21 protein-coding genes are annotated in these 21,953 nt (G+C 54.9%); 14 read left to right on the top strand and 7 right to left on the bottom strand.

Annotated features, from left to right (window positions below; translation table 11 throughout):
- Position 1 precedes the first annotated feature (1 nt).
- The 5 genes from HWQ15_RS21295 to comJ all read left to right on the top strand — a co-directional run bounded on the left by HWQ15_RS21295 (position 2) and on the right by comJ (position 6,752).
- Positions 2-508 (top strand): hypothetical protein, encoded by a 507-nt coding sequence (locus HWQ15_RS21295; protein WP_223861994.1) that lies wholly within the window; start codon positions 2-4, stop codon positions 506-508.
- A 207-nt stretch (positions 509-715) separates the two neighbouring features.
- Positions 716-1,156 (top strand): DcrB-related protein, encoded by a 441-nt coding sequence (locus HWQ15_RS21290; RefSeq protein WP_038416219.1) that lies wholly within the window; start codon positions 716-718, stop codon positions 1,154-1,156.
- Between the two features lie 3 nt (positions 1,157-1,159).
- Complete coding sequence (locus HWQ15_RS21285; RefSeq protein ID WP_063216154.1) at positions 1,160-5,662, top strand: RHS repeat-associated core domain-containing protein; 4,503 nt, start codon at positions 1,160-1,162, stop codon at positions 5,660-5,662.
- A gap of 11 nt (positions 5,663-5,673) precedes the next feature.
- A complete protein-coding gene (locus HWQ15_RS21280) occupies positions 5,674-5,898 on the top strand; it encodes a hypothetical protein (RefSeq protein ID WP_023330151.1) in 225 nt (74 codons plus the stop codon).
- Between the two features lie 347 nt (positions 5,899-6,245).
- A complete protein-coding gene (gene comJ / locus HWQ15_RS21275) occupies positions 6,246-6,752 on the top strand; it encodes a competence protein ComJ (RefSeq protein WP_223861993.1) in 507 nt (168 codons plus the stop codon).
- 70 nt (positions 6,753-6,822) lie between these two features.
- Here the strand turns inward: comJ and ychF are convergent, their stop codons facing one another.
- Both ychF and pth read right to left on the bottom strand, forming a co-directional pair.
- A complete protein-coding gene (gene ychF / locus HWQ15_RS21270) occupies positions 6,823-7,917 on the bottom strand; it encodes a redox-regulated ATPase YchF (protein WP_010432886.1) in 1,095 nt (364 codons plus the stop codon).
- A gap of 126 nt (positions 7,918-8,043) precedes the next feature.
- The gene (gene pth, locus HWQ15_RS21265) at positions 8,044-8,628 is read right to left on the bottom strand and encodes an aminoacyl-tRNA hydrolase (protein ID WP_039030723.1); all 585 of its coding nucleotides are present in this window, start codon (positions 8,626-8,628) and stop codon (positions 8,044-8,046) included.
- 274 nt (positions 8,629-8,902) lie between these two features.
- On the opposite strand from pth, the gene ychH reads away from it, so the two are divergent.
- Positions 8,903-9,178 carry a stress-induced protein YchH gene (ychH, locus tag HWQ15_RS21260; RefSeq protein ID WP_022648382.1) on the top strand — a complete coding sequence of 92 codons (276 nt, stop codon included), beginning with the start codon at positions 8,903-8,905 and terminating at the stop codon, positions 9,176-9,178.
- Between the two features lie 120 nt (positions 9,179-9,298).
- On the top strand, positions 9,299-10,357 hold the full coding sequence (locus HWQ15_RS21255) for a MerR family transcriptional regulator (protein ID WP_045621913.1): 1,059 nt from the start codon (positions 9,299-9,301) through the stop codon (positions 10,355-10,357).
- On the opposite strand, the gene dauA is transcribed toward HWQ15_RS21255, so the two are convergent.
- The 4 genes from dauA to lolB all read right to left on the bottom strand — a co-directional run bounded on the left by dauA (position 10,343) and on the right by lolB (position 14,697).
- Entirely contained in the window at positions 10,343-12,022 is a 1,680-nt protein-coding gene (dauA, locus tag HWQ15_RS21250; RefSeq protein ID WP_063216151.1) for a C4-dicarboxylic acid transporter DauA, read from the bottom strand. The two genes, HWQ15_RS21255 and dauA, sit on opposite strands and share 15 nt — an antisense overlap.
- A gap of 124 nt (positions 12,023-12,146) precedes the next feature.
- Positions 12,147-13,094, bottom strand: coding sequence for a ribose-phosphate diphosphokinase (gene prs, locus HWQ15_RS21245; RefSeq protein ID WP_003856663.1), 948 nt, complete (start codon positions 13,092-13,094; stop codon positions 12,147-12,149).
- 125 nt (positions 13,095-13,219) lie between these two features.
- The gene (gene ispE / locus HWQ15_RS21240; RefSeq protein ID WP_032624093.1) at positions 13,220-14,089 is read right to left on the bottom strand and encodes a 4-(cytidine 5'-diphospho)-2-C-methyl-D-erythritol kinase; all 870 of its coding nucleotides are present in this window, start codon (positions 14,087-14,089) and stop codon (positions 13,220-13,222) included.
- Positions 14,086-14,697, bottom strand: coding sequence for a lipoprotein insertase outer membrane protein LolB (gene lolB / locus HWQ15_RS21235; RefSeq protein WP_003856665.1), 612 nt, complete (start codon positions 14,695-14,697; stop codon positions 14,086-14,088). Before lolB ends, ispE begins: the two co-directional genes overlap by 4 nt.
- Positions 14,698-14,898: 201 nt before the next feature.
- Between lolB and hemA the strand changes: the two genes are divergently transcribed.
- From hemA to kdsA, 6 genes are read left to right on the top strand one after another with little or no spacing between them, the layout of a single operon-like run.
- Positions 14,899-16,155, top strand: coding sequence for a glutamyl-tRNA reductase (hemA, locus tag HWQ15_RS21230; RefSeq protein WP_003856666.1), 1,257 nt, complete (start codon positions 14,899-14,901; stop codon positions 16,153-16,155).
- Positions 16,156-16,196: 41 nt separating this feature from the next.
- The gene (gene prfA / locus HWQ15_RS21225; protein WP_003856667.1) at positions 16,197-17,279 is read left to right on the top strand and encodes a peptide chain release factor 1; all 1,083 of its coding nucleotides are present in this window, start codon (positions 16,197-16,199) and stop codon (positions 17,277-17,279) included.
- Positions 17,279-18,109 (top strand): peptide chain release factor N(5)-glutamine methyltransferase, encoded by an 831-nt coding sequence (prmC, locus tag HWQ15_RS21220; RefSeq protein ID WP_022648378.1) that lies wholly within the window; start codon positions 17,279-17,281, stop codon positions 18,107-18,109. Before prfA ends, prmC begins: the two co-directional genes overlap by 1 nt.
- Positions 18,106-18,498 carry an invasion regulator SirB2 gene (gene sirB2 / locus HWQ15_RS21215; RefSeq protein WP_022648377.1) on the top strand — a complete coding sequence of 131 codons (393 nt, stop codon included), beginning with the start codon at positions 18,106-18,108 and terminating at the stop codon, positions 18,496-18,498. Before prmC ends, sirB2 begins: the two co-directional genes overlap by 4 nt.
- 3 nt (positions 18,499-18,501) lie before the next feature.
- Positions 18,502-19,311 carry an invasion regulator SirB1 gene (gene sirB1 / locus HWQ15_RS21210; protein WP_022648376.1) on the top strand — a complete coding sequence of 270 codons (810 nt, stop codon included), beginning with the start codon at positions 18,502-18,504 and terminating at the stop codon, positions 19,309-19,311.
- Positions 19,312-19,347: 36 nt separating this feature from the next.
- On the top strand, positions 19,348-20,202 hold the full coding sequence (kdsA, locus tag HWQ15_RS21205; RefSeq protein WP_022648375.1) for a 3-deoxy-8-phosphooctulonate synthase: 855 nt from the start codon (positions 19,348-19,350) through the stop codon (positions 20,200-20,202).
- Between the two features lie 106 nt (positions 20,203-20,308).
- On the opposite strand, the gene chaA is transcribed toward kdsA, so the two are convergent.
- On the bottom strand, positions 20,309-21,409 hold the full coding sequence (chaA, locus tag HWQ15_RS21200; RefSeq protein ID WP_003856672.1) for a sodium-potassium/proton antiporter ChaA: 1,101 nt from the start codon (positions 21,407-21,409) through the stop codon (positions 20,309-20,311).
- A gap of 268 nt (positions 21,410-21,677) precedes the next feature.
- Here chaA and chaB point away from each other — a divergent pair, with 268 nt between their 5' ends.
- Positions 21,678-21,908: a putative cation transport regulator ChaB gene (gene chaB, locus HWQ15_RS21195; protein WP_045308279.1), complete on the top strand. Its 231-nt coding sequence runs from the start codon at positions 21,678-21,680 to the stop codon at positions 21,906-21,908.
- Positions 21,909-21,953: the final 45 nt, after the last annotated feature.

Here is a 21,953-nt window from a genome sequence, read left to right as displayed (position 1 = left end):
GATGATTAAAGCTACATTCCTCATTGTTCTTCCACTATTTTCAGCATTTACCTATGCAGGGCATAATAAAATGAATCAAGATTCGTTGTGGCAAATGATCAAAGAAATGAAATCAGTGTGGGGTAAACAAGTTGAGGATGTCAGTAAACTGTTTAACCAACCGCTGATTAATAATACACAGGAGAAAGAAGACCGTTATACTTCAGCTCCCTTTACGTTAACTGATGGCACACGGATCAGCGATGTGGATGTTCGTTTATGGGGAAATGGCGATAACAGCGTATCTTTGATTTCTTTCGTAATTAATCATCCATGTATTACTCTTGAACAAGTCAAATCTCATTTTCCAGATCTGAAATTGTCTAATATCCCTCGCGGAAACACGCCGGGACAATCAGTTGGATATCGCACTCCTACCGATGAACGCGGGCTGGCATGGGCATTTGGCTTTCCAGTTTTGAATCAGGAATGCCTGAGCAGGGTAGTTATGTCACGCTACGAACATTAAGTTGCGAGGCAACTTTACGGGCTGTGAAAGAAGATAATTATCAAACGGCCAATAATATCGCTGCCCCTAAAGTTTTTGCGGAAAAAAAAGAAAGTGCTAACGTTGTAATGATCTTGTCCCTCTGAGTCGCTAAGCAGTAATTAATATTGGCTGTATAAACTTTAGCGCTTTTAATCTTATTTTTCTAATATCATCCCGAGTTCACTTATGAAATACACCCTCCAGGAAGGTTCGTTTTCCCTTTTCCCTGCTGCCTGGCAGGATAACAGCATGAACATTATTCGCGATGACGAAAGCGGGTTATCTGTAGTGGTCAGTCGCGGCGTCATCCCGGATGGCAGCAATTACGAACAAGAGTTTCACCGCCAGTGGGATGTGCTGCGTTCTCAGATGGGTGAGATCGCCCAGAGCGAATTTCAGCACGTAAAAGCCGGGCCAGACGGAAACATTAGCGGACTGGAAGTTGAGACCACCTTTGACCGTAACGGCCAGCGCCTGTGGCAAAAACAGCTGGCCGTGCAGACGCCGGGCAAACCGGTACTGATGATTTTTACCCTCTCGGCCTTAAAAGCCTTTACGGAAGAGGACGAGGCGCGCTGGAGCGCACTGAAGCAGAGTCTGACGCTAAACGACAACCGGAATGTGTAAGGCATGAGCGATAACAACGCGGCCCGTAAGGGCGACGAGATTATTCACTCCAGCATTTTTGCTGATATTACCAGCATTGTGGCGGAAGGCGCTGCCTATGCGGTGATTGGCGCGGCGGTGGGCGCGGCAGCGACCGTCGCGGCCCCACTGCTGGGAGCCGGGGCCGCAGCGGCAGGCGTGGCGGCAATTGGATCCAGCTGTCTGTTGAGCGGCATTATTGGTGGGGTTCTGGCGAACGTCGCGGGGATCACCGACGATATCAGCAATGCTGCTGAAGGGCTGGGCAACGCGCTTTTTCCGCCGTCGCCTGCGGGTAAGATCACCACCGGTTCAAATAACGTTCTCACCAACGCAATCCCCGCCGCGCGCGCGGCAGGCACGCTGACGCCCGCCGATACCCCTTCCCCTGAGCCGCAGTCGCCGGGCAGCTTTGCCGATTACGCGGGCATGCTGCTTGCCGCTGCCGGACAGTTCGGCAGCGAAATGTGGCAGCCGAGCGTGGCCTCTGCCGCTGCCTGGACCTCGCCGCTGGAAGAAGACAAGGTGGCGTGCGAGAAACACTCCGGGCCGCAGTATCTGGCGGAAGGCTCGAAAAGCGTCTTTATCAACGGGCAGCCCGCGGTGCGTGCGAAAGATCGCACCACCTGCGAAGGCACCGTTTCCGACGACGTCTCCCCGAACGTGATCATCGGCGGCGACACCCTCACGGTTCGCGATATTAAAAGCGGCAAAACGCCGGGCCTGGCGCTGGGGATGATTGCGCTCTCCCTGCTGCGCGGGCGTCCGGGCAAGATCCTGAAAAACATGCCCTGCGCGCTGGCTGCTGCCGGTGGCGGGATGCTGGCCGATATGGCCGTCAACGCCATGTTCGGCTCCTCGCACCCGGTTCACGCCGCTACCGGTGTGAAGGTGCTGAATGACGACGACGAACTCGATTTCTCGCTGCCGGGGCGCTTCCCGCTGCGCTGGCAGCGCAGCTACAACAGCCTGACCACCCGCGAAGGGCTGTTTGGTCTGGGCTGGGCGACCACCTTTGACAGCTATCTGACGCTGGAAGAAAACAACGCCACCTGGTTCGATGAAACCGGGCGCGAGCTGAGCTTTGAACTGCCGCCGGTCGACCGCGCGTTTTACAGCATCAGCGAAGGCATTATCATCCGCCGCAATGAGAGCGGCGACGTGGCGATTGCCGACGATGACGGCGCGGTGTGGCGTCTGTATAAACCAACCCGGGCGAACTCCTCAATCCTGCGCCTGGCCTCCCTCAGCGACGAATACGGCAACGCACTGCTGACGGCGTGGGATGAACACGGGCGGCTGGTCGGTCTGCATGATGAGCCGCGGGCGATCGACGTCACTCTGCGCTATGAAAATGAACGTTTCCCGCAGCGCGTTACCTCGGCGAGCCATTTCGACGGCAACCAGACATGGCCGCTGATGCAGTGGGGGTACGACGTGCGCGGCCAGCTGGCCAGCGCAACGGATGCCTCCGGCGTGGTAACCCGTGAATACCGTTATAACGATGATGGCCTGATGGTCTGGCACCGTCTGCCGGGCGGTCTGGAGAGTGAATACCGCTGGCAAAAATTCGACCACTGGCGCGTGGTGGAAAACCGCACCAGCACCGGCGATGGCTGTCGCTTTAGCTATGATCTAGCCGCCGGGCTGACGACCGTCGATCACTACGACGGTCAGACGCGAAAGCATTACTGGAACGCGCAAAACCTGATTGTTCGCTACGTTGACGAGCGCGGTGAGAACTGGCGCTACGAGTGGGATGACAACGAACTCCTCACGCGTCGCATCGATCCGCTCGGTAATGCCGTTACCTTCGTCTATGACGACATGGGTAACCGGGTGCAGGAGATCGACGCCGACGGCAATACCCGCACCACCACCTGGCTGGAGCACCGTGCGCTTCCGGCCTCCATCATCGAAGCCGACGGTAGCGCCACCCGTTTCCTGTATGACGAACATCACGGGCTGAAGTGCGTGGTGGATCCGATGGGGCAGACCACGCTGCTTCGTCGGGACGAGTTTGGTCAGGTCGTGGAAGAAGTTGATGCCGCCGGCAACAGCCGCTACCAGGAGTACAACGAGGCCGGGCAGATGGTGCGTGTTACGGACTGTTCGGGCCGTGTGACACAATACCGTTATCATCCGCTGGGCTGGCTGGTGGCTGAGATAAGCGCCGACGGCGAAGAGACGCGTTACCGCTACGACGCCGCAGGGCGTCCGGTGCAGCTCGATCGCCCGGAAGGCTGGATGGAATCTCTCAAATGGAACGAACGTGGCCTGCCGGTGAAGCATGCGGGCGCCGACGGGAAAGAGAGCGAGTTCAGATACGACGAGGCAGGGCGCTTAACCGCCACCCGTAATACGCAGGGTGAAGAGGTGCGTCGCCGCTGGGACAGCCGCGGGCGTCTGATTGCCCTGGAAAACGAAAACGGCGAAGCGTACCAGTTCCGCTGGGGTGCGGACTCGCTGCTGCTGGAAGAGGTGGGGCTGGATGGCGTGGCCTCGCAGTATCGCTACGACGCCTGTGGGCGTACGATAGCGCGCACCTTTGCCGCCGGACATCCGGAGGCCATTACCCATGCCTTTGCCTGGAGCGCGAGCGGCCAGCTGGTCGCCCGCACCACGCCGGAAGGGCAGACCCGCTACCACTACACCCCGTCCGGCCTTCTGAGCCGGATTGGGCTGCATCCCGCGCTTTCAGCCGATGCCTGGAGCGCCGAAGCCGAGCAGGAGCTTGTGTTTGAGTATGACGCGCTCGGGCGCGTCACGCGCGAAACGTGCGAACACGGCGAGCTGGCGTGGCAGTATGACGCCCTTGGCAACCGCACCTCCGTCACGCTGCCCGATGGCCGGGAGCTGAAACAGTTCTACTACGGCAGCGGGCATCTGCTCAGCATCGCGCTTGATAAGCTCTCGGTCTCCGACTTTACCCGCGACGAACTTCACCGTGAAACCAGCCGTACGCAGGGGCTGCTAACCACACGCAGCGAATATGACCGTCTCGGTCGACTGCATCGCCGGGACGTTTTTACCGGCAATGCCCAGCGCCCGTCGCCGCGCCGCTGGTCCCGCCGCTGGGATTACGACTATCGCAATAACCTGGTCCGCGAAGAGCGGGACGATAACCCGTTCAGTTGGTACCGCTGGCAGTACGACAGCGCCGGACGTCTGCTGGTTCAGGACGGCACGCTGCCCGGCCAGGAGCAGTGGCGCTGGGATGCTGCCGGTAACCCGCTCGAAGGCTCTGCTGAGAAGGTCACGCACAACCGCCTGACGCAGCTGAACGGCATTCGCTGGTGCTATGACATCCATGGCCGCACCGTGGAGAAGGATAACGGCCAGACCCGCTGGCACTACCGCTACGACGGCGAGCACCGCCTGACGGAGGTCATCAGCCAGCCGCGGGACCGCAACAGGCCGCAGACGCAGGTCAGCTTCCGCTATGACCCGCTCGGGCGACGCATCAGCAAAACGCGCCGCCAGATGCTGGGCGGGCAGCCAACCGGCAAGCCGGTCACCACGCGGTTTGTCTGGGAAGGGTTCCGGCTGTTGCAGGAGGTGCACGGGGACGTGCCGCTGACCTACGTCTACAGCGATCAGGACAGCTACGATCCGCTGGCACGAATTGACGGCGTTGATGCCCCGGAAATCTTCTGGTTCCACTGTCAGCCCAACGGCACACCGGAGCGGATGACTGATAGCGAAGGGCAGGTGCGCTGGGAAGGGGTGAACAGCGCCTGGGGCAAACTGCTGCGGGAAAGCGAAACGCAGGTATCAGGATATTCTCAGAACCTGCGCATGCAGGGGCAATACCTGGACCGTGAGACAGGGCTGCACTACAATCTGTTCCGGTATTACGACCCGGACTGCGGACGGTTTACGCAGCAGGACCCGATAGGGCTGGCGGGGGGAATAAACCTTTACCAGTATGCGCCGAATGCGCTGGGGTGGGTGGATCCGTGGGGGTTATCGTGCAGAAATAGCTGGAATGATTTCCAGAATAAAACAAAAGGGGTTTTCTCAAGTAGGGCTTGGGCAGCAAAGGCGTATAATTCTTTAAAAGGCACGACGAAGCCCAATCGGCCAAACCCAACGAACTATCTAGACCCTTCTTATGTTAAGCAACATCTTGCTTTATTTAATGATGGTATTTCTAAAATTGCATGGGGAGTGAATAGAGCTGAGATTGGCCCTCCATCTGGTCATTTTGTGATGCCAAAATCAGTTGCTGATAACATTATTAAGAAAGCTGGCGGAGATGTCGGGAAGTTAGAGAAAATGTTAGGATTAGACCCTGGAGATCTTGGCGATTCACCGGTCCGAATAGATATCCTTAAACCTCAAGGGCTTAGGATGCCTTCAGGCAACGAGGGAGGGGCTAATGATTTTTGGGTTCCTGGAGGTAAGACGTCAGGAGGGATCCCTGAAGCCGTAATAGATCAAACGCCTGTCGGTGATGCTTTGATTACACCGATTATAAACAAATAGAGGTACGAAAAATGAGTGAAGTTATTTTTACTGGTTTTGGCATTGACATAATTAAAAGAGATAATGAATATTTTATCCGATATGATGCTGGAACTATTGCTATGATTGATAAAGAGTCGAAAATTACATCCGAAGAAGCATTGAAAGCACAAAGAAGTGAAAGAGATGCTTATGAAGTTATTGTTGCCACTCAGACTAGAGAAGGGAAAAACAAGCCCTTTTTTTCAAAGGATTAATAGTTTTATGCAGGGGGGATATTTTACAGCCAAAAAATCAGGAGTTGTATAATTGATAGCGTTGAAATTGTAGCTTACTATATTCTATAGTTGTAATTAATTAATATTTTAAAATAGTTATTGTTTTATTTTGTACGTAACTATTGTTGTATAGTTAATTTCATTGCTAAACTCGGTGACAAACCGCTCGTTTTTATTTATATAGCATAATTACAACGAATTTTTTACTCAATTAGCATTTGTCAACTTCAGTTATGGGGGCATCCTTGCGTAATAATCGCTATCTTTATGGTCAATCAATCCTCAAAGAGAAGATATGTACATAGCAACAAAAACGATAGAAGAATATGAAAAATAGTCTTTTTTACATAATGAGGCATAGATATAGTCAACATGTTGACCTACTGATTTCACATCGTCAAATATTGCTACGATCACGAGACTATGATGAAAAACTGAGCCAGTGGGGTAAAGGTAATGTATCTCAAGGCGCTGTGATTCATAAAGATTATGTTATTTTTGATCCTTTACCTGAGGACGCATTTGGAGCAAACGTAAATATTAAAATAGAAAATACTTTTAATTTAGATGAAAATGCTCAACGCTGCATTGTAGTGCCATTTTTTATTACAGATAAAAATAAGCTTCAGGTGGCTTCTGCGACAGAGAAATTTGACATAAACATAAATGTAACCAACAAAACGTATTCGCTCTATTATGAGATTTGTGAAGGGGATGAAATTTATTACAATTTCACTCTTGTGCCGGAAAAAGACACTGTCACAGCTAAGTTTTTATTAGACGACCCTTGGGGCGGAAAAAAAGATAATCCACTCAAAGAAGGTGTTTTTTAACGTTAATAATAACTAAATAAGAACGAAAAAAATCCACGCCAAAGCGTGGATTTTTTTAATTCAAAACTAATCAGACGTTAAACAAGAAGTTCATCACATCGCCATCTTTAACGATGTAGTCTTTCCCTTCAGCACGCATCTTGCCAGCTTCTTTCGCGCCTTGCTCACCCTTGTAGGTGATAAAGTCTTCAAACGCGATAGTCTGCGCACGAATGAAGCCTTTCTCGAAGTCGGTGTGGATCTTACCAGCCGCCTGAGGCGCAGTCGCACCGACAGGGATGGTCCATGCACGCACTTCTTTTACACCAGCGGTGAAGTAGGTTTGCAGGTTCAGCAGCTCATAGCCCGCGCGGATCACGCGGTTCAGGCCCGGCTCTTCCAGACCCAGTTCGGCCATGAACTCTTCACGGTCGGCATCGTCCAGCTCGGCGATATCAGATTCAACGGCCGCGCACACGGCAACAACCACAGAACCTTCAGCCGCGGCAATTTCACGCACTTTGTCGAGGTACGGGTTGTTCTCGAAACCGTCTTCGTTAACGTTGGCGATGTACATGGTTGGCTTCAGGGTCAGGAAGCTCAGGTATTTGATCGCCGCTTTGTCTTCTTCAGTCAGGTTTTTCAGCGCGCGCAGCATGCCCGCGTTTTCCAGCTGTGGCAGACATTTTTCCAGGGCAGCCAGTTCCGCTTTCGCGTCTTTGTCGCCGCCTTTGGCTTTCTTCTGCACGCGGTGAATGGCGCGCTCGCAGGTGTCGAGGTCAGAGAGGGCCAGCTCGGTGTTGATGACGTCGATGTCGTCAGCCGGATCCACTTTGTTGTTAACGTGGATAATGTTGTCGTTCTCGAAGCAGCGCACAACGTGGCCGATCGCTTCGGTTTCACGGATGTTGGTCAGGAACTGGTTGCCCAGGCCTTCACCTTTGGATGCGCCTTTTACCAGGCCCGCGATGTCCACGAACTCCATGGTAGTTGGCAGAATGCGCTGCGGCTTCACGATTTCCGCGAGCTGGTCCAGACGCGGATCGGGCATAGGAACAACACCGGTGTTCGGCTCGATGGTACAGAACGGGAAGTTCGCCGCTTCAATACCTGCCTTGGTGAGCGCGTTGAACAGGGTGGATTTGCCCACGTTTGGCAGACCGACGATACCGCATTTGAATCCCATTTCTAAATCACCTTAATATCTTGATAATCAATCCGTTAACGATAACCGATTGAAGAAAAGTAAATAACTACGCCTATTATACACGTAACCCGCACGACGCGCGGTAAAAAAGCCCCATGGTGCCGATTATTGCGCTTTGAAAGCGTGCAGTCGATTGGTGGCTTTCGTCAGGCCGTCCTGAAGCCAAATCTCGGTGCAGCGGGCCGCTTCGTCCACCGCTTCGTCAATCAACTTCTGCTCAGAAACCGGTGGTTTACCCAGTACGAAACCAACAACTTTGTTTTTATCGCCCGGATGGCCGATTCCCACGCGCAAACGGTGGAAATTAGGGTTATTACCCAGTTTGCTGATGATGTCTTTAAGGCCGTTGTGGCCGCCATGACCGCCGCCCAGCTTGAACTTCGCCACGCCTGGCGGCAGATCCAGTTCGTCGTGGGCCACCAGGATCTCATCCGGATTGATGCGATAAAACGTTGCCATAGCCGCCACGGCTTTGCCGCTCAGGTTCATAAAGGTGGTTGGCACCAGCAACCGCACGTCAGCACCCGCAAGATTGATGCGTGAGGTAAACCCGTAAAACTTGGGTTCTTCACGCAGGGGAGCGCGCAGACGTTCCGCCAGCAGATCAACATACCAGGCGCCGGCGTTATGGCGGGTAGCGGCATACTCTGCGCCCGGATTGGCGAGGCCGACAATCAGTTTAATCGTCACGATTTACTTCCTAATGGGTTCCAGATCTGGCGCGTAGTTTACTGTCTGGCGCGCCGCTTGACAAAGTTCTGCCTGCTGTACACCGAAATGCGAATAATTTCTTCTTTGAACAATTAGAATTTCAAGCTGTTCAATGTCTTATTTGTAAATTTTTGTCCGGGAGTTATCTGTAAATGTGATCATTCACGCAACTCATATAAGTGGCGTTGTCTATACTTTACACACAAGGAGAAGGGGTTTTTCCCCTGACAACCCAAAGTTCCGGAGGTGACATATGAAACGCAAAAACGCTTCAATGCTCGGTAACGTGCTAATGGGGTTGGGACTGTTCGTGATGGTCGCCGGTGTCGGTTATTCAATTTTAAACCAATTACCGCAGCTTGACCTCCCACAATACTTTGCGCATGGCGCGGTGCTGAGTATCTTCCTCGGTGCGGTATTGTGGCTCGCCGGGGCGCGCGTGAGCGGACATGAGGAAGTCTGCGATAAATACTGGTGGGTGCGCCATTACGATAAACGATGCCGCCGCGACCAGCATAAGCACGGCTAGTGCCCCATAAAGAACACCGAAACGACTTCATCTGAAGTCGTTTTTTTTTGCATGACGCATTGACCCTCACGTAACGTAAGGCTTCAGAGTAGCGACACTGGCAGAACAAAAGGAGCCGTTATGTTGATTCAGGTGGGTGAACTGGCGAAACGTGCTGGGATTACCGTGCGGACTTTGCATCACTACGAGCAAACAGGGCTGTTGTTACCTTCTGCCAGAAGCGCGGCAGGCTACCGGCTTTACAACCTGGCGGATGTGCAGCGTCTGCATATGATCCAGACGCTGGCAAAAGCCGGGTTGGAGCTTGCCGAAATCAGGGATTTTCTGGAACAGCGTTCGCTGTCATTAGCGGAATTACTCGACGGGCAAATCACTTTGCTGGACAAGCAACTGCGTAGCATCCATACGCTGCGCAACCGGCTGGTGGAATTGCGTACCGGGCTGACTGACGATGCGACGCCGGATCTGGAATCCTGGCTACAGACTCTGGAGTTAATGAATATGTACGATCGCTGGTTTAGCAAAGAAGAGTTGCAGCAACTGCCGTTTGCGGTAGAGAAAGAGGCGCTGGCGGATATCTGGTCGGGTCTGGTGACGGAGGTTAAACACTTGCTGGAACAGAACGTCAGCGTCACGGACGCGCGGGCGACCGATTTGGCTTCACGGTGGATGGAACGCCTGGAACAGGATACCGCAGGCAAACCGGAATTTTTGACCCGTCTGAACGAAATGCACAGCGGGGAGCCGCAGATGCAGGAGCAAACCGGCATTACGCCGGAGATTACGGATTACATCACGCGGGCGTTTGCCGAATCAAAGCTCAGCATCTGGGAGCAATATCTCACTGCCGAAGAGATGGCCTTTACCCGGGCGCACTACTTTGACCGGATGATGGAATGGCCGCCGCTGGTGGCGAAGCTGCATCAGGCGCAGCGGGATAATCTCAGTCCCGCTTCTGACGATGCGCAAAAGCTGGCAGAAAAGTGGCTGGTTTTATTCCAGTCCTATGCGGGAACAAACCCGCAGACCCAGCAAAAATTTCGTCTCGCCATGCAGCAGGAGCCGCATCTGATGAAAGGCACGTGGATGACGCCTGCCGTGCTTGAATGGCTCCAGCAGGCGATCGGGGTGATGATGCAAAGACGTGTCTCTGCATCAGATGACTCACAGATCCGCTAATGCAGCTTCACGGTTAGGGTAGAAGGACAATCGGCCAGGGATCGGCTGCACGCCCGCGCGCGCCATGGTGCGCAGGGGCTGGAATTCGAGGTTACTGATCCGCAGCTCGCAGCTTTCCGGCAGGCGGGCAACAAAGCGCTGGAAGGCATCCAGACCGCCGGCATCCAACACCGGGACGGCATCCCACTTCAGCACCACAATCCGTTTGCCCGCGATGCGGGACGCCAGATCGCTGAACAAACCTTCCGCCGCGGCGAAGAACAGCGGGCCAATCACGCGCAGCACCAGCACATCGTCAGGCACCTCAACGTTAACCGGAGAGAGACGCGTCATCTGCGCGATGCGGCGCATAAACAGCAGCGAGGCCAGCACTATGCCGACGCTGATAGCGATAACCATATCAAACAGCACGGTCAGCGACATGCAGATCAGCATCACGATAATGTCGTCTTTCGGCGCACGGCGCAGCAGATTCACCACCTTATGCGCCTCACTCATATTCCAGGCCACCATCAACAGCAGCGCAGCCATGGCCGAGAGTGGAAGCCATGAAAGCAGCGGGGCAAGGATCAGCAGCGCCATGATCACCAGCAGGGAGTGAATGACCGCGGAAACCGGTGATGTCGCGCCCGCACGTACGTTCGCGGCGGAACGGGCAATCGCAGCCGTAGCCGTAATACCGCCGAAGAACGGTGCAACGATGTTCCCTAAGCCCTGACCGACTAGTTCGCTGTTGGCTTTGTGCTTTGTGCCGGTCATGCCGTCGAGCACGACGGCGCAGAGCAGGGATTCAATCGCGCCCAGCATTGCCATGGAGAACGCGGCAGGCAGCAGAGCGCGAAGGGAATCCCAGCTCAGGGTGAAGCTGGAGCCCGGCATGTCCCACGGCAGAACCAGCTGCGGCAGCAGCTGCGGAATACCGTTACCCTGTGAGCCATCCGCCAGAACATAGTGGAACTGGGAGCCAATGGTGGCGACCTGTCCACCGAGCAGGTTGACGACGCCCATCACCGCGCAGCCCAGCAGCAGAGCGGGGAGATGCCCCGGGAGACGAATGCCTAAGCGAGGCCAGACGATGAGTGTGCCGAGGGTAACGATGCCAATGGCTGCATCGCCCAGGTTGGCCGTCGGCAACGCCATAAACAGCGCGCCCACTTTCTGTAAGTAGTGCTCCGGAACATGGGCCATTTGCAGGCCGAGGAAATCTTTAATCTGCATGGTCCCGATGGTAATCCCAATCCCCGAGGTGAACCCCAGCGTCACGGAAAGGGGAATATATTCAATCAGGCGACCAAAGCGGGCCAGACCGAACAGAATTAAAAAGATGCCGGACATCAGGGTGGCAACCAGCAGGCCTGCCAGACCAAACTGTTGGGAAACCGGGTAGAGGATCACCACAAAGGCGGCAGTTGGGCCGGAGACGCTGAAGCGGGACCCGCCCGTCAGCGCAATCACAATCCCCGCAACGGCTGAGGTGTACAGCCCGTACTGCGGCGCGACGCCGCTACCAATCGCCAGTGCCATCGCCAGCGGGATGGCAATAATCCCGACGGTGATCCCGGCTATCAGGTCACGAACAAAGCGTGACGACGTGTATTTCTCTTTCCAGCAGGCGTCGATGAGGGCGCGAAAGGGCAGAACATGTGAGGAGGTTACGTTTTTCACAATTATCTATCATCCGTGTGCGCATCATCTGTCATATGAATGGCAGGTGAAGGAGGCATAAGTCATACAAATAAATACTATAAACAAAAAAACCCGCCGTAGCGGGTTTTTTGGCCGTGTTCGATCAGTGTTCGAACATTGCGGAGATCGATTCTTCGTTGCTGATACGACGAATCGCTTCGGCCAGCATCCCGGACAGAGTCAACGTACGCACGTTTGGCAGCGCTTTGATCTCGTCGCTCAGCGGGATGGTATCGCACACCACAACTTCGTCGATGACGGAGTTACGCAGGTTGTTTACCGCATTGCCGGAGAAGATCGGGTGAGTTGCGTAAGCGAATACGCGTTTCGCACCACGCTCTTTCAGCGCTTCAGCGGCTTTACACAGCGTACCGCCGGTATCGATCATGTCGTCCACCAACACGCAGTCGCGGCCAGCCACGTCACCGATGATGTGCATCACCTGAGAAACGTTAGCACGCGGACGGCGTTTGTCGATGATCGCCATGTCGGTATCGTTCAGCAGCTTCGCGATAGCTCGAGCACGTACCACGCCGCCGATGTCTGGAGAAACCACAATCGGGTTGTCCAGATTCAGTTGCAGCATGTCTTCCAGCAGGATTGGGCTGCCGAAAACGTTATCAACCGGCACGTCGAAGAAGCCCTGGATCTGCTCTGCGTGCAGGTCGACCGTCAGTACGCGGTCAACGCCGACGCTGGAGAGGAAGTCTGCGACAACTTTAGCGGTGATTGGCACACGCGCGGAACGGACGCGACGGTCCTGACGTGCATAGCCAAAGTAAGGAATAACAGCAGTGATACGGCCAGCAGAAGCGCGACGCAGCGCGTCGACCATAACAACCAATTCCATCAGGTTGTCGTTCGTTGGAGCACAGGTGGACTGGATGATGAAAATATCACCACCGCGTACATTTTCGTTAATTTGTACGCTGACTTCGCCGTCGCTAAAGCGACCTACAGCGGCGTCGCCGAGGGAAGTGTACAGGCGGTTGGCAATACGTTGTGCTAGTTCCGGGGTGGCGTTACCAGCAAAAAGCTTCATATCAGGCACGAGAAGAACCTCAGGCATGCGTCCAGTGGTGGATAGCGTTCGCCGCAAACTGCGGGGCCTAAGCAAACGCTATCCAGGCGGTGTATTAAAGAGCGCGATGCAACGTCTGGAACAGGGTGACGTTGTCACCGAAACTCAGTCTGCGCCAGAATGGCCTGCTGTAGGGGGGAGGTGTTCATCCCGCGTGCTACAAAACCATGCAGCCAATCCGGCGCTTGCTCAAGCACCTGACGGGCGGCGGATTCGGTGTCAAATTCAGCAAAGACACAGGCCCCTGTACCGGTCAGGCGCGACGGCGCGTATTCTAACAGCCAGGAAAGCACCGCATCAACCTCGCGAAAACGTTTTCTTGCGATATCCTCGCAATCGTTGCTGAATTCACAATTTAATAACGTTTTTATTGACCGTACCGGGGTATTTCTTTTCAGGTCAGGATCTTTAAAGATGACCGGGGTAGGAATGCTCACGCCAGGGTGAACGATCAGATACCATTTTTCCGGCGGATCGACCGGCGTGAGGATTTCGCCCACCCCTTCAGCAAACGCCGCGTGGCCGCGCACAAACACTGGTACATCGGCGCCCAGCGTCAACCCTAACGCTGCCAGCTCGTCCGTTGTCAGACCGCAGCCCCACAGATGGTTAAGCGCCACCAAAACGGTTGCAGCATTTGACGAACCGCCGCCAAGACCGCCGCCCATCGGCAGGCGTTTGTCGATACGGATATCCGCACCGCTTCCCGCTGGCAGACGACCCGACGACGACGCCGTTTTCATCAGCAGGCGGGCAGCGCGCACGATCAGGTTATCGTCATGCGCCACGCCGTCGACTGGCGTCAGCAGGCAAATCTGCCCGTCCTGACGCGGTTCGATTGAGATCGTGTCGCCGTAGTCGACAAACTGAAACAGGGTTTGCAGGGTGTGATAGCCGTCAGCGCGCTGCCCGGTAATGTAGAGAAACAGGTTCAGTTTTGCGGGAGAGGGCCAGTGGGTCATCATTTAACGATCCAGTTATCCATTTTCAGCTTGATACGCTGGCTACCCTGCGTCAGCTCCATATTGGACGGCAGCGATGGTTGCGTCTTGCTGTCATACGCGCTGTACACCACTTTCCAGGTTTTACCGCCCTGGGTGTAGTTAACCTGGCTCAGACGGTATTGGTCATCAAGCGTATAGTCGGTGGCGTCACCCGGCAGGCCAAGGATCCACTGGCGCAGACTATTGAGCGGAATCGGCATCCCGGTCAGCTTGCCAATCATCTCTTCGGCGTCGGTCGCGGTGTAGTGCTGGCCTTTGTTATCGGTGATCTGCGCTTCGCCAGGCTTCGCGTTAAGCTCCAGCTCGGTGCTGCCCAGCGGGTTGAGCAGCAGCAGGCGATAGTTGTCCTGCCCCGTTTGCTGCCAGAAGAAGCGAGCATAAACTTTTTGTTCGTCAGAGAGATATGCAAATGCACCGCGGGTCTGGTACTGGCTTAATTTCAGCACATCCTGCTGGTGCTGACGCCACTGCGGTGAGTCGGGGCTTTTGCCCGGGCCCTTCGGCTGATGAACGGAACAGGCGGTCAGAACCAGGGCCGCCAGAGGCAGCAGGCGAATCATTCGGGTCATAATGATGACAAATCCTTGAGATACGTTGCAGTTATAACTGTTAATGCTAGCGTTGAAGGGTGCCACCGTCTACGTTCAAATTATCTCAAAGCGCGGCGTAAGCTATTACTCCGAAAGGGGGCAGTCTCTTTTATTGATCTCGCGCATCCTGTATGATGCGTCCTGCTAACCTTATTAACGCTGGTACTACTCCCGCTCAACATGACCCTATTAGCACTCGGTATTAACCACAAAACGGCCCCGGTTTCACTGCGAGAACGCGTTACGTTTTCGCCGGATACGCTCGACCTGGCGCTGGATAGCCTGCTTGCACAGCCGATGGTGCAGGGTGGCGTGGTGCTGTCGACGTGCAACCGTACCGAGCTCTATTTAAGCGTGGAAGAGCAGGACAACCTGCACGAGGCGCTGATCCGCTGGCTATGTGACTATCACAACCTCAACGAAGAAGAGCTGCGCAACAGCCTGTACTGGCATCAGGATAACGATGCGGTCAGCCATCTGATGCGTGTGGCCAGCGGTCTGGATTCGCTGGTGCTGGGCGAGCCGCAGATCCTCGGCCAGGTGAAAAAAGCCTTCGCGGATTCCCAGAAAGGGCATCTGAAAGCCAGCGAACTGGAGCGAATGTTCCAGAAGTCATTCTCCGTGGCGAAGCGTGTGCGAACCGAAACCGACATTGGCGCCAGTGCGGTTTCGGTTGCTTTCGCGGCCTGTACTCTTGCCCGTCAAATCTTTGAATCGCTGTCGACCGTCACCGTACTGCTGGTGGGGGCGGGCGAAACCATCGAGCTGGTGGCGCGCCATCTTCGCGAACACAAGGTGAAGAAGATGATCATCGCTAACCGCACCCGCGAACGTGCGCAGGTGCTGGCAGATGAAGTGGGCGCTGAGGTGATTGCGCTGAGCGACATCGATGAACGTCTGAAAGAGGCGGACATTATTATCAGTTCTACCGCCAGCCCGCTGCCGATTATCGGGAAAGGGATGGTCGAGCGTGCGCTGAAATCCCGCCGCAATCAGCCGATGCTGCTGGTGGATATCGCCGTTCCGCGTGATGTCGAACCGGAAGTGGGCAAACTGGCGAACGCCTACCTGTACAGCGTGGATGACCTGCAAAGCATCATTTCGCACAACCTTGCCCAGCGTAAGGCGGCGGCTGTGCAGGCGGAAACCATCGTTGAACAGGAAACCAGCGAATTTATGGCCTGGCTGCGCGCGCAAAGCGTCAGCGAGACCATCCGCGAATACCGCGGTCAGGCGGAGCAGGTGCGTGATGACCTGACGGCCAAAGCGTTAGCGGCCCTTGAACAGGGCGGCGACGCGCAGGCGATTATGCAGGATTTAGCCTGGAAACTGACCAACCGCCTGATCCATGCCCCAACCAAATCTCTTCAGCAGGCTGCCCGTGACGGGGATGATGAACGCCTGACTATTCTGCGCAACAGCCTCGGGCTGGAATAGCGCCCTATACCCATTTTCTAAGACAAGGTGCATTTACGCCTATGAAGCCTTCTATCGTCGCTAAACTGGAAGCTCTGCACGAGCGCCATGAAGAAGTCCAGGCGCTGCTCGGCGATGCCGGGACCATTGCCGACCAGGAACGTTTTCGCGCGCTGTCGCGTGAATACGCGCAGTTAAGTGATGTTTCAAAATGCTTTACCGACTGGCGACAGGTCCAGGAAGATATCGAAACCGCGCAGATGATGCTCGACGATCCTGAAATGCGCGAGATGGCCCAGGAAGAGTTGCAGGACGCTAAAGCACGGTCAGAAGAGATGGAGCAGCAGCTTCAGGTCCTTCTGCTGCCAAAAGATCCGGACGATGAGCGTAACGCTTTTGTGGAAGTCCGCGCCGGTACCGGCGGCGACGAAGCGGCGCTGTTCGCCGGAGATCTGTTCCGTATGTACAGCCGTTATGCGGAATCACGCCGCTGGCGCGTAGAGATCATGAGCGCCAACGAAGGCGAGCATGGCGGCTACAAAGAGGTTATCGCCAAAATCAGCGGCGACGGCGTTTATGGTCGGCTGAAGTTTGAATCCGGTGGTCACCGCGTGCAGCGTGTGCCTGCGACAGAATCTCAGGGACGCATTCACACTTCGGCCTGTACGGTGGCGGTCATGCCCGAGCTGCCGGAAGCGGAACTGCCGGATATCAACCCGGCGGATCTGCGCATCGACACCTTCCGCTCTTCAGGGGCGGGTGGTCAGCACGTTAACACCACCGACTCCGCTATCCGTATTACTCACCTGCCCACCGGGATTGTGGTTGAGTGTCAGGACGAGCGATCCCAGCACAAGAACAAAGCTAAGGCGTTATCCGTGCTGGGTGCCCGTATCCACGCGGCGGAAATGGCGAAACGCCAGCAGGCGGAAGCCTCTACCCGCCGTAACCTGCTGGGCAGCGGCGACCGTAGCGATCGTAACCGCACCTATAACTTCCCGCAGGGGCGCGTAACCGACCACCGCATCAACCTGACGCTCTACCGTCTGGATGAGGCAATGGAAGGCAAGCTCGATATGCTGATTGAGCCTATCGTGCAGGAATACCAGGCCGACCAGCTGGCGGCGCTGTCCGAGCAGGATTAATGGATTTTCAGCGCTGGTTACGTGAGGCGGCCCGTGAACTTTCAGAAAGTGAAAGCCCGAAGCGGGACGCCGAAATTCTGCTTGAGCATGTGACGGGTAAAGCCCGCACGTATCTGCTGGCTTTCGGCGAAACCGAACTGACAGCTGAACAGCTATCGCAGCTGGAGGCGCTGCTCGCCCGCCGTAAAACCGGCGAGCCGGTGGCGCATCTGGTTGGCGAGCGCGAGTTCTGGTCACTTCCGCTGTATGTTTCAGCGGCGACGCTGATCCCGCGCCCGGACACAGAGTGTCTGGTGGAGCAGGCGCTGGCGCGGTTACCGGCGCAGTCGTGTCAGATCCTCGATCTGGGTACCGGCACCGGCGCGATTGCGCTGGCGCTTGCCAGCGAGCGGCCGGACTGTATCGTGACGGCGGTAGACGTGATGCCTGATGTGGTCGCCCTCGCGCGGCGCAACGTTGAACGGCTGAGGCTGAACAATGTTTCCGTTCTGCAAAGCAGCTGGTTTGCCGCGCTTGGAAGCCGCATGTTCGAAATGATTGTCAGCAATCCGCCCTACATCGACGAAGACGATCCGCATCTCGCGCAGGGCGACGTGCGTTTTGAACCGTTGACCGCGCTGGTCGCTGCGAATCAGGGACTTGCGGATCTCGATTACATTGTGACAACGTCACGGCAACATTTGCTTCCCGGTGGCTGGCTGCTGGTGGAACATGGGTGGACGCAGGGAGAGGCGGTGCGAGCACTGTTTACGCGTGCCGGATACGCCGCCGTGGAAACCTGCCGCGATTACGGCGGCAATGAACGTCTGACGCTGGGGCAGTGGTCATGAGCCTGTTTACGCTGCTAATCTCCGTTCACCTGGTTTCCGTTGCCCTGACCATCGGCTTTTTCATTGTCCGCTACTGGTGGCGCTACAGCAATAATCCGCTGATTAACGCCCGCTGGGTACGTATCGCCCCACACGGTATCGATACGGTGCTGTTCCTTTCCGGAGCCGGGTTAATGTGGAAGACCGGCTATCTGCCATTTACTGATAAAGGCCTATGGCTGACTGAAAAGCTGTTTGGCGTTATCATCTACATCGTTTTGGGTTTTATCGCGCTTGGGCGTCATCGTCCGCGCAGCCAGCAGACAGGGTTTATCGCCTTTCTGCTGGGTCTGGTGGTGCTGTACATCATCATTAAACTCGCCACCACAAGAATACCGTTACTGGGGTAAGTCATGAGGTCCTTAGCCGATTTCGAATTTAACAAAGTGCCGCTATGCGATGGTATGATCCTGATTTCAGAGATGATCCGCGACGATTTCACATCACAGTACGTTTACGCTGAACTGGAAAATCTGGTCAGCCTGGCGCGCGAAGAGATCAATCAGGCACGTCCGCAAGACTGGCAATTAGAGAAGCTGATTGAGCTTTTCTACGGCGAATGGGGTTTCTGCGACACGCGAGGCGTGTATCGCCTGTCTGACGCACTGTGGCTGGACCAGGTGCTGAAAAATCGACAGGGTAGCGCCGTCGCGTTGGGCGCCATTTTACTGTGGGTTGCGCACCGACTGGATATTCCACTGGTGCCGGTCATTTTCCCGACGCAGATGATTTTGCGGGCGGAGTGGCTGGACGGTGAGATGTGGTTAATCAATCCGTTTAACGGCGACACGCTGGATGAGCATACGCTGGACGTCTGGCTGAAAGGCAACATCAGCCCGATAGCGGAGCTGTTCAATGAAGATCTCGATGAAGCCGATAACGCCGAAGTGATCCGCAAGCTGTTGGATACGCTGAAGTCTGCGCTGATGGAAGAGCGTCAGATGGAGCTGGCCCTGCGCGCAAGCGAAGTGCTGTTGCAGTTCAATCCGGAAGATCCGTACGAAATCCGCGACCGCGGCCTGATTTATGCGCAGCTCGACTGCGAGCACGTGGCGCTGAATGATTTGAATTATTTCGTCGAGCAATGTCCGGAAGACCCGATCAGCGAAATGATTCGCGCGCAGATCAACGCGATCGCGCATAAACACATTACACTGCATTAATCTTAATTCCGATTCACACCTGAATAAGGCGATCCTATGAAACAAAAAGTGGTTAGCATTGGTGATATCAACGTGGCAAACGACCTGCCGTTCGTGCTGTTTGGCGGTATGAACGTTCTGGAATCCCGCGATCTCGCTATGCGCATCTGCGAACACTACGTGACCGTGACCCAGAAGCTGGGCATCCCGTACGTGTTTAAAGCCTCTTTTGACAAAGCCAACCGCTCCTCCATTCACTCCTACCGTGGCCCGGGCCTGGAAGAGGGGATGAAGATTTTCCAGGAGCTGAAACAGACGTTTGGCGTGAAAGTGATCACCGACGTGCACGAAGCGTCTCAGGCACAGCCCGTGGCTGATGTGGTAGACGTGATTCAGCTTCCGGCGTTCCTGGCGCGCCAGACTGACCTGGTAGAAGCGATGGCGAAAACCGGTGCCGTGATTAACGTGAAAAAACCGCAGTTCGTGAGCCCTGGCCAGATGGGTAACATCGTCGATAAGTTTATCGAAGGTGGTAACGACCAGGTGATCCTGTGCGACCGTGGTTCAAACTTCGGTTATGACAACCTGGTTGTGGATATGCTGGGCTTCAGCGTAATGAAGAACGTCTCTAACCAGTCTCCGGTGATTTTCGACGTGACCCACTCCCTGCAATGTCGCGACCCGTTTGGCGCCGCGTCTGGCGGGCGTCGTGCGCAGGTGACCGAACTGGCGCGCGCCGGTATGGCAACCGGCCTGGCGGGTCTGTTCATTGAAGCGCACCCGGATCCGGTTAACGCGAAATGCGACGGTCCATCCGCGCTGCCGCTGGATAAGCTGGAGCCATTCCTGAAACAGATTAAAGCGATTGACGATCTGGTGAAGAGCTTCGACGAGCTGGATACCAGCAACTAATAAAAAAACCCGCTTCGGCGGGTTTTTCTTTGCCCGGCGGCGCTACGCTTGCGCGGGCCTACGGGTTTCGTAGGCCGGGTAAGCGCAGCGCCACCCGGCAAAAAAATTACGCAAATATCGTCATCAGATACGCAATAAACAGCGCCATATGCGCCGCGCCGTTCAGCACATTGGTGCGGCCGGTGGAGAAGGATATCTGGCACAGCAGCAAGGATGCCACCATCACAATCATCTCTGGCGCACCCAGCGCAAACTGCAATTCATTCCCCGTCATAAAGGCAATAAGCGTGACCACCGGAACGGTAAGGGAGATGGTCGCCAGAACGGAGCCAAAGAACAGATTCATCGCACGCTGCACCTGATTATTGAGCACCGCTTTCAGCGCTCCCAGGCCTTCTGGCGACAGGATCAACAGGGCTACCAGGAAACCGGTAAAGGCGACCGGCGCGTTCAGTTCAGTTAACAGCGCCTCCAGCGGGTTAGCATTCATCTTGGTGACCGCAATTACCGCAATCAGATGCACGATCAGCCAAACCGTGTGCCACGCGCTGCTGTGGGCCGACGGCTTACCGTGATGCGGGTCATCATCGTCGCCGTCGTCTTCATGCTCGTAAACAAACAGGCTCTGGTGCGTTTTGGTCTGGATCAGCAGGAACACGCCGTACATTGCCGCGGAAATCAGCGCCACCAGCAGCGCCTGGCCGGTGGTGAAGTTTGCGCCCGGCAATGCCATCGGGAATACCAGCACGATAATCGCCAGCGGGAACAGGGCGATCAGATACTGTTTAATGCCAAAAAGGTTCATGTACTGGGTGGCAAATTTGCGGCCACCTAATAAAAGCGAAAAACCGACCAGGCCGCCGGTAACAATCATAATGATGGAGTAGAGCGTATCGCGCATTAACGTTGGTGCGGCGTCGCCGGTGGCCATTAATGCGGAAATTAGACTGACCTCAAGAATCACAACCGAAAGGCTTAAAATTAATGACCCATACGGCTCTCCAAGACGGTGGGCTAAAACATCCGCATGGCGTACCACGCTAAATGCACTGGTTAAAATACCCACCAGAGCCAGAATATTGATCCCCACAACCACTGGCAATGACTGACTGCTTCCCCAGAAGAGCAGCACAGCCAGTGCCAGAACCGGGAAAATGAGAGAGGTCTCCTTGTGGCGGGTCTTTACCGCCTCGTGTGTTGCTGTCATGTGTTTCTCCAACAGTGCAGGTGCTTGTAATTATAGATAGATTTTGAGGGTGTTAAATTAACAGAAAACGGTTAAATACCCTGTATTTTTTACTTAATTTTACCCTTTAATGGGAATTTTCTTCCTGAAGCTTATAATACCTTATTTACACAAAATATTAATTTAATAACAACGTCTTGCGCTCTTAATTAGTTCATTTCTTGCTGTCGGCTGGCACCCTGGCGTATCGTCGTCCACACTTATCTTTTAGCCAAAAGAGAGGTTAACGATGCCATACAAATCGAAAAGCGAATTACCGGATAACGTGCAAAACGTACTGCCTGCCCACGCTCAGGATATCTACAAAGAAGCCTTTAACAGCGCCTGGGATCAGTACAAAGAAAAAGAAGATCGCCGGGACGATGCCAGCCGTGAAGAGACGGCGCATAAAGTGGCCTGGGCCGCCGTAAAAAATGACTATGAGAAAGGGGATGATGACAAATGGCACAAAAAGAAATAACTGCCGAATAATACGCTGCCTCCATTTTGACATTTCAGGCGGTTG

Origin of the sequence: Enterobacter sp. DSM 30060, from assembly GCF_013375955.1 — a bacterium.
Taxonomy (GTDB): Bacteria; Pseudomonadota; Gammaproteobacteria; order Enterobacterales; family Enterobacteriaceae; genus Enterobacter; species Enterobacter intestinihominis.
This window is presented reverse-complemented; position numbering and strand designations above follow the sequence as displayed.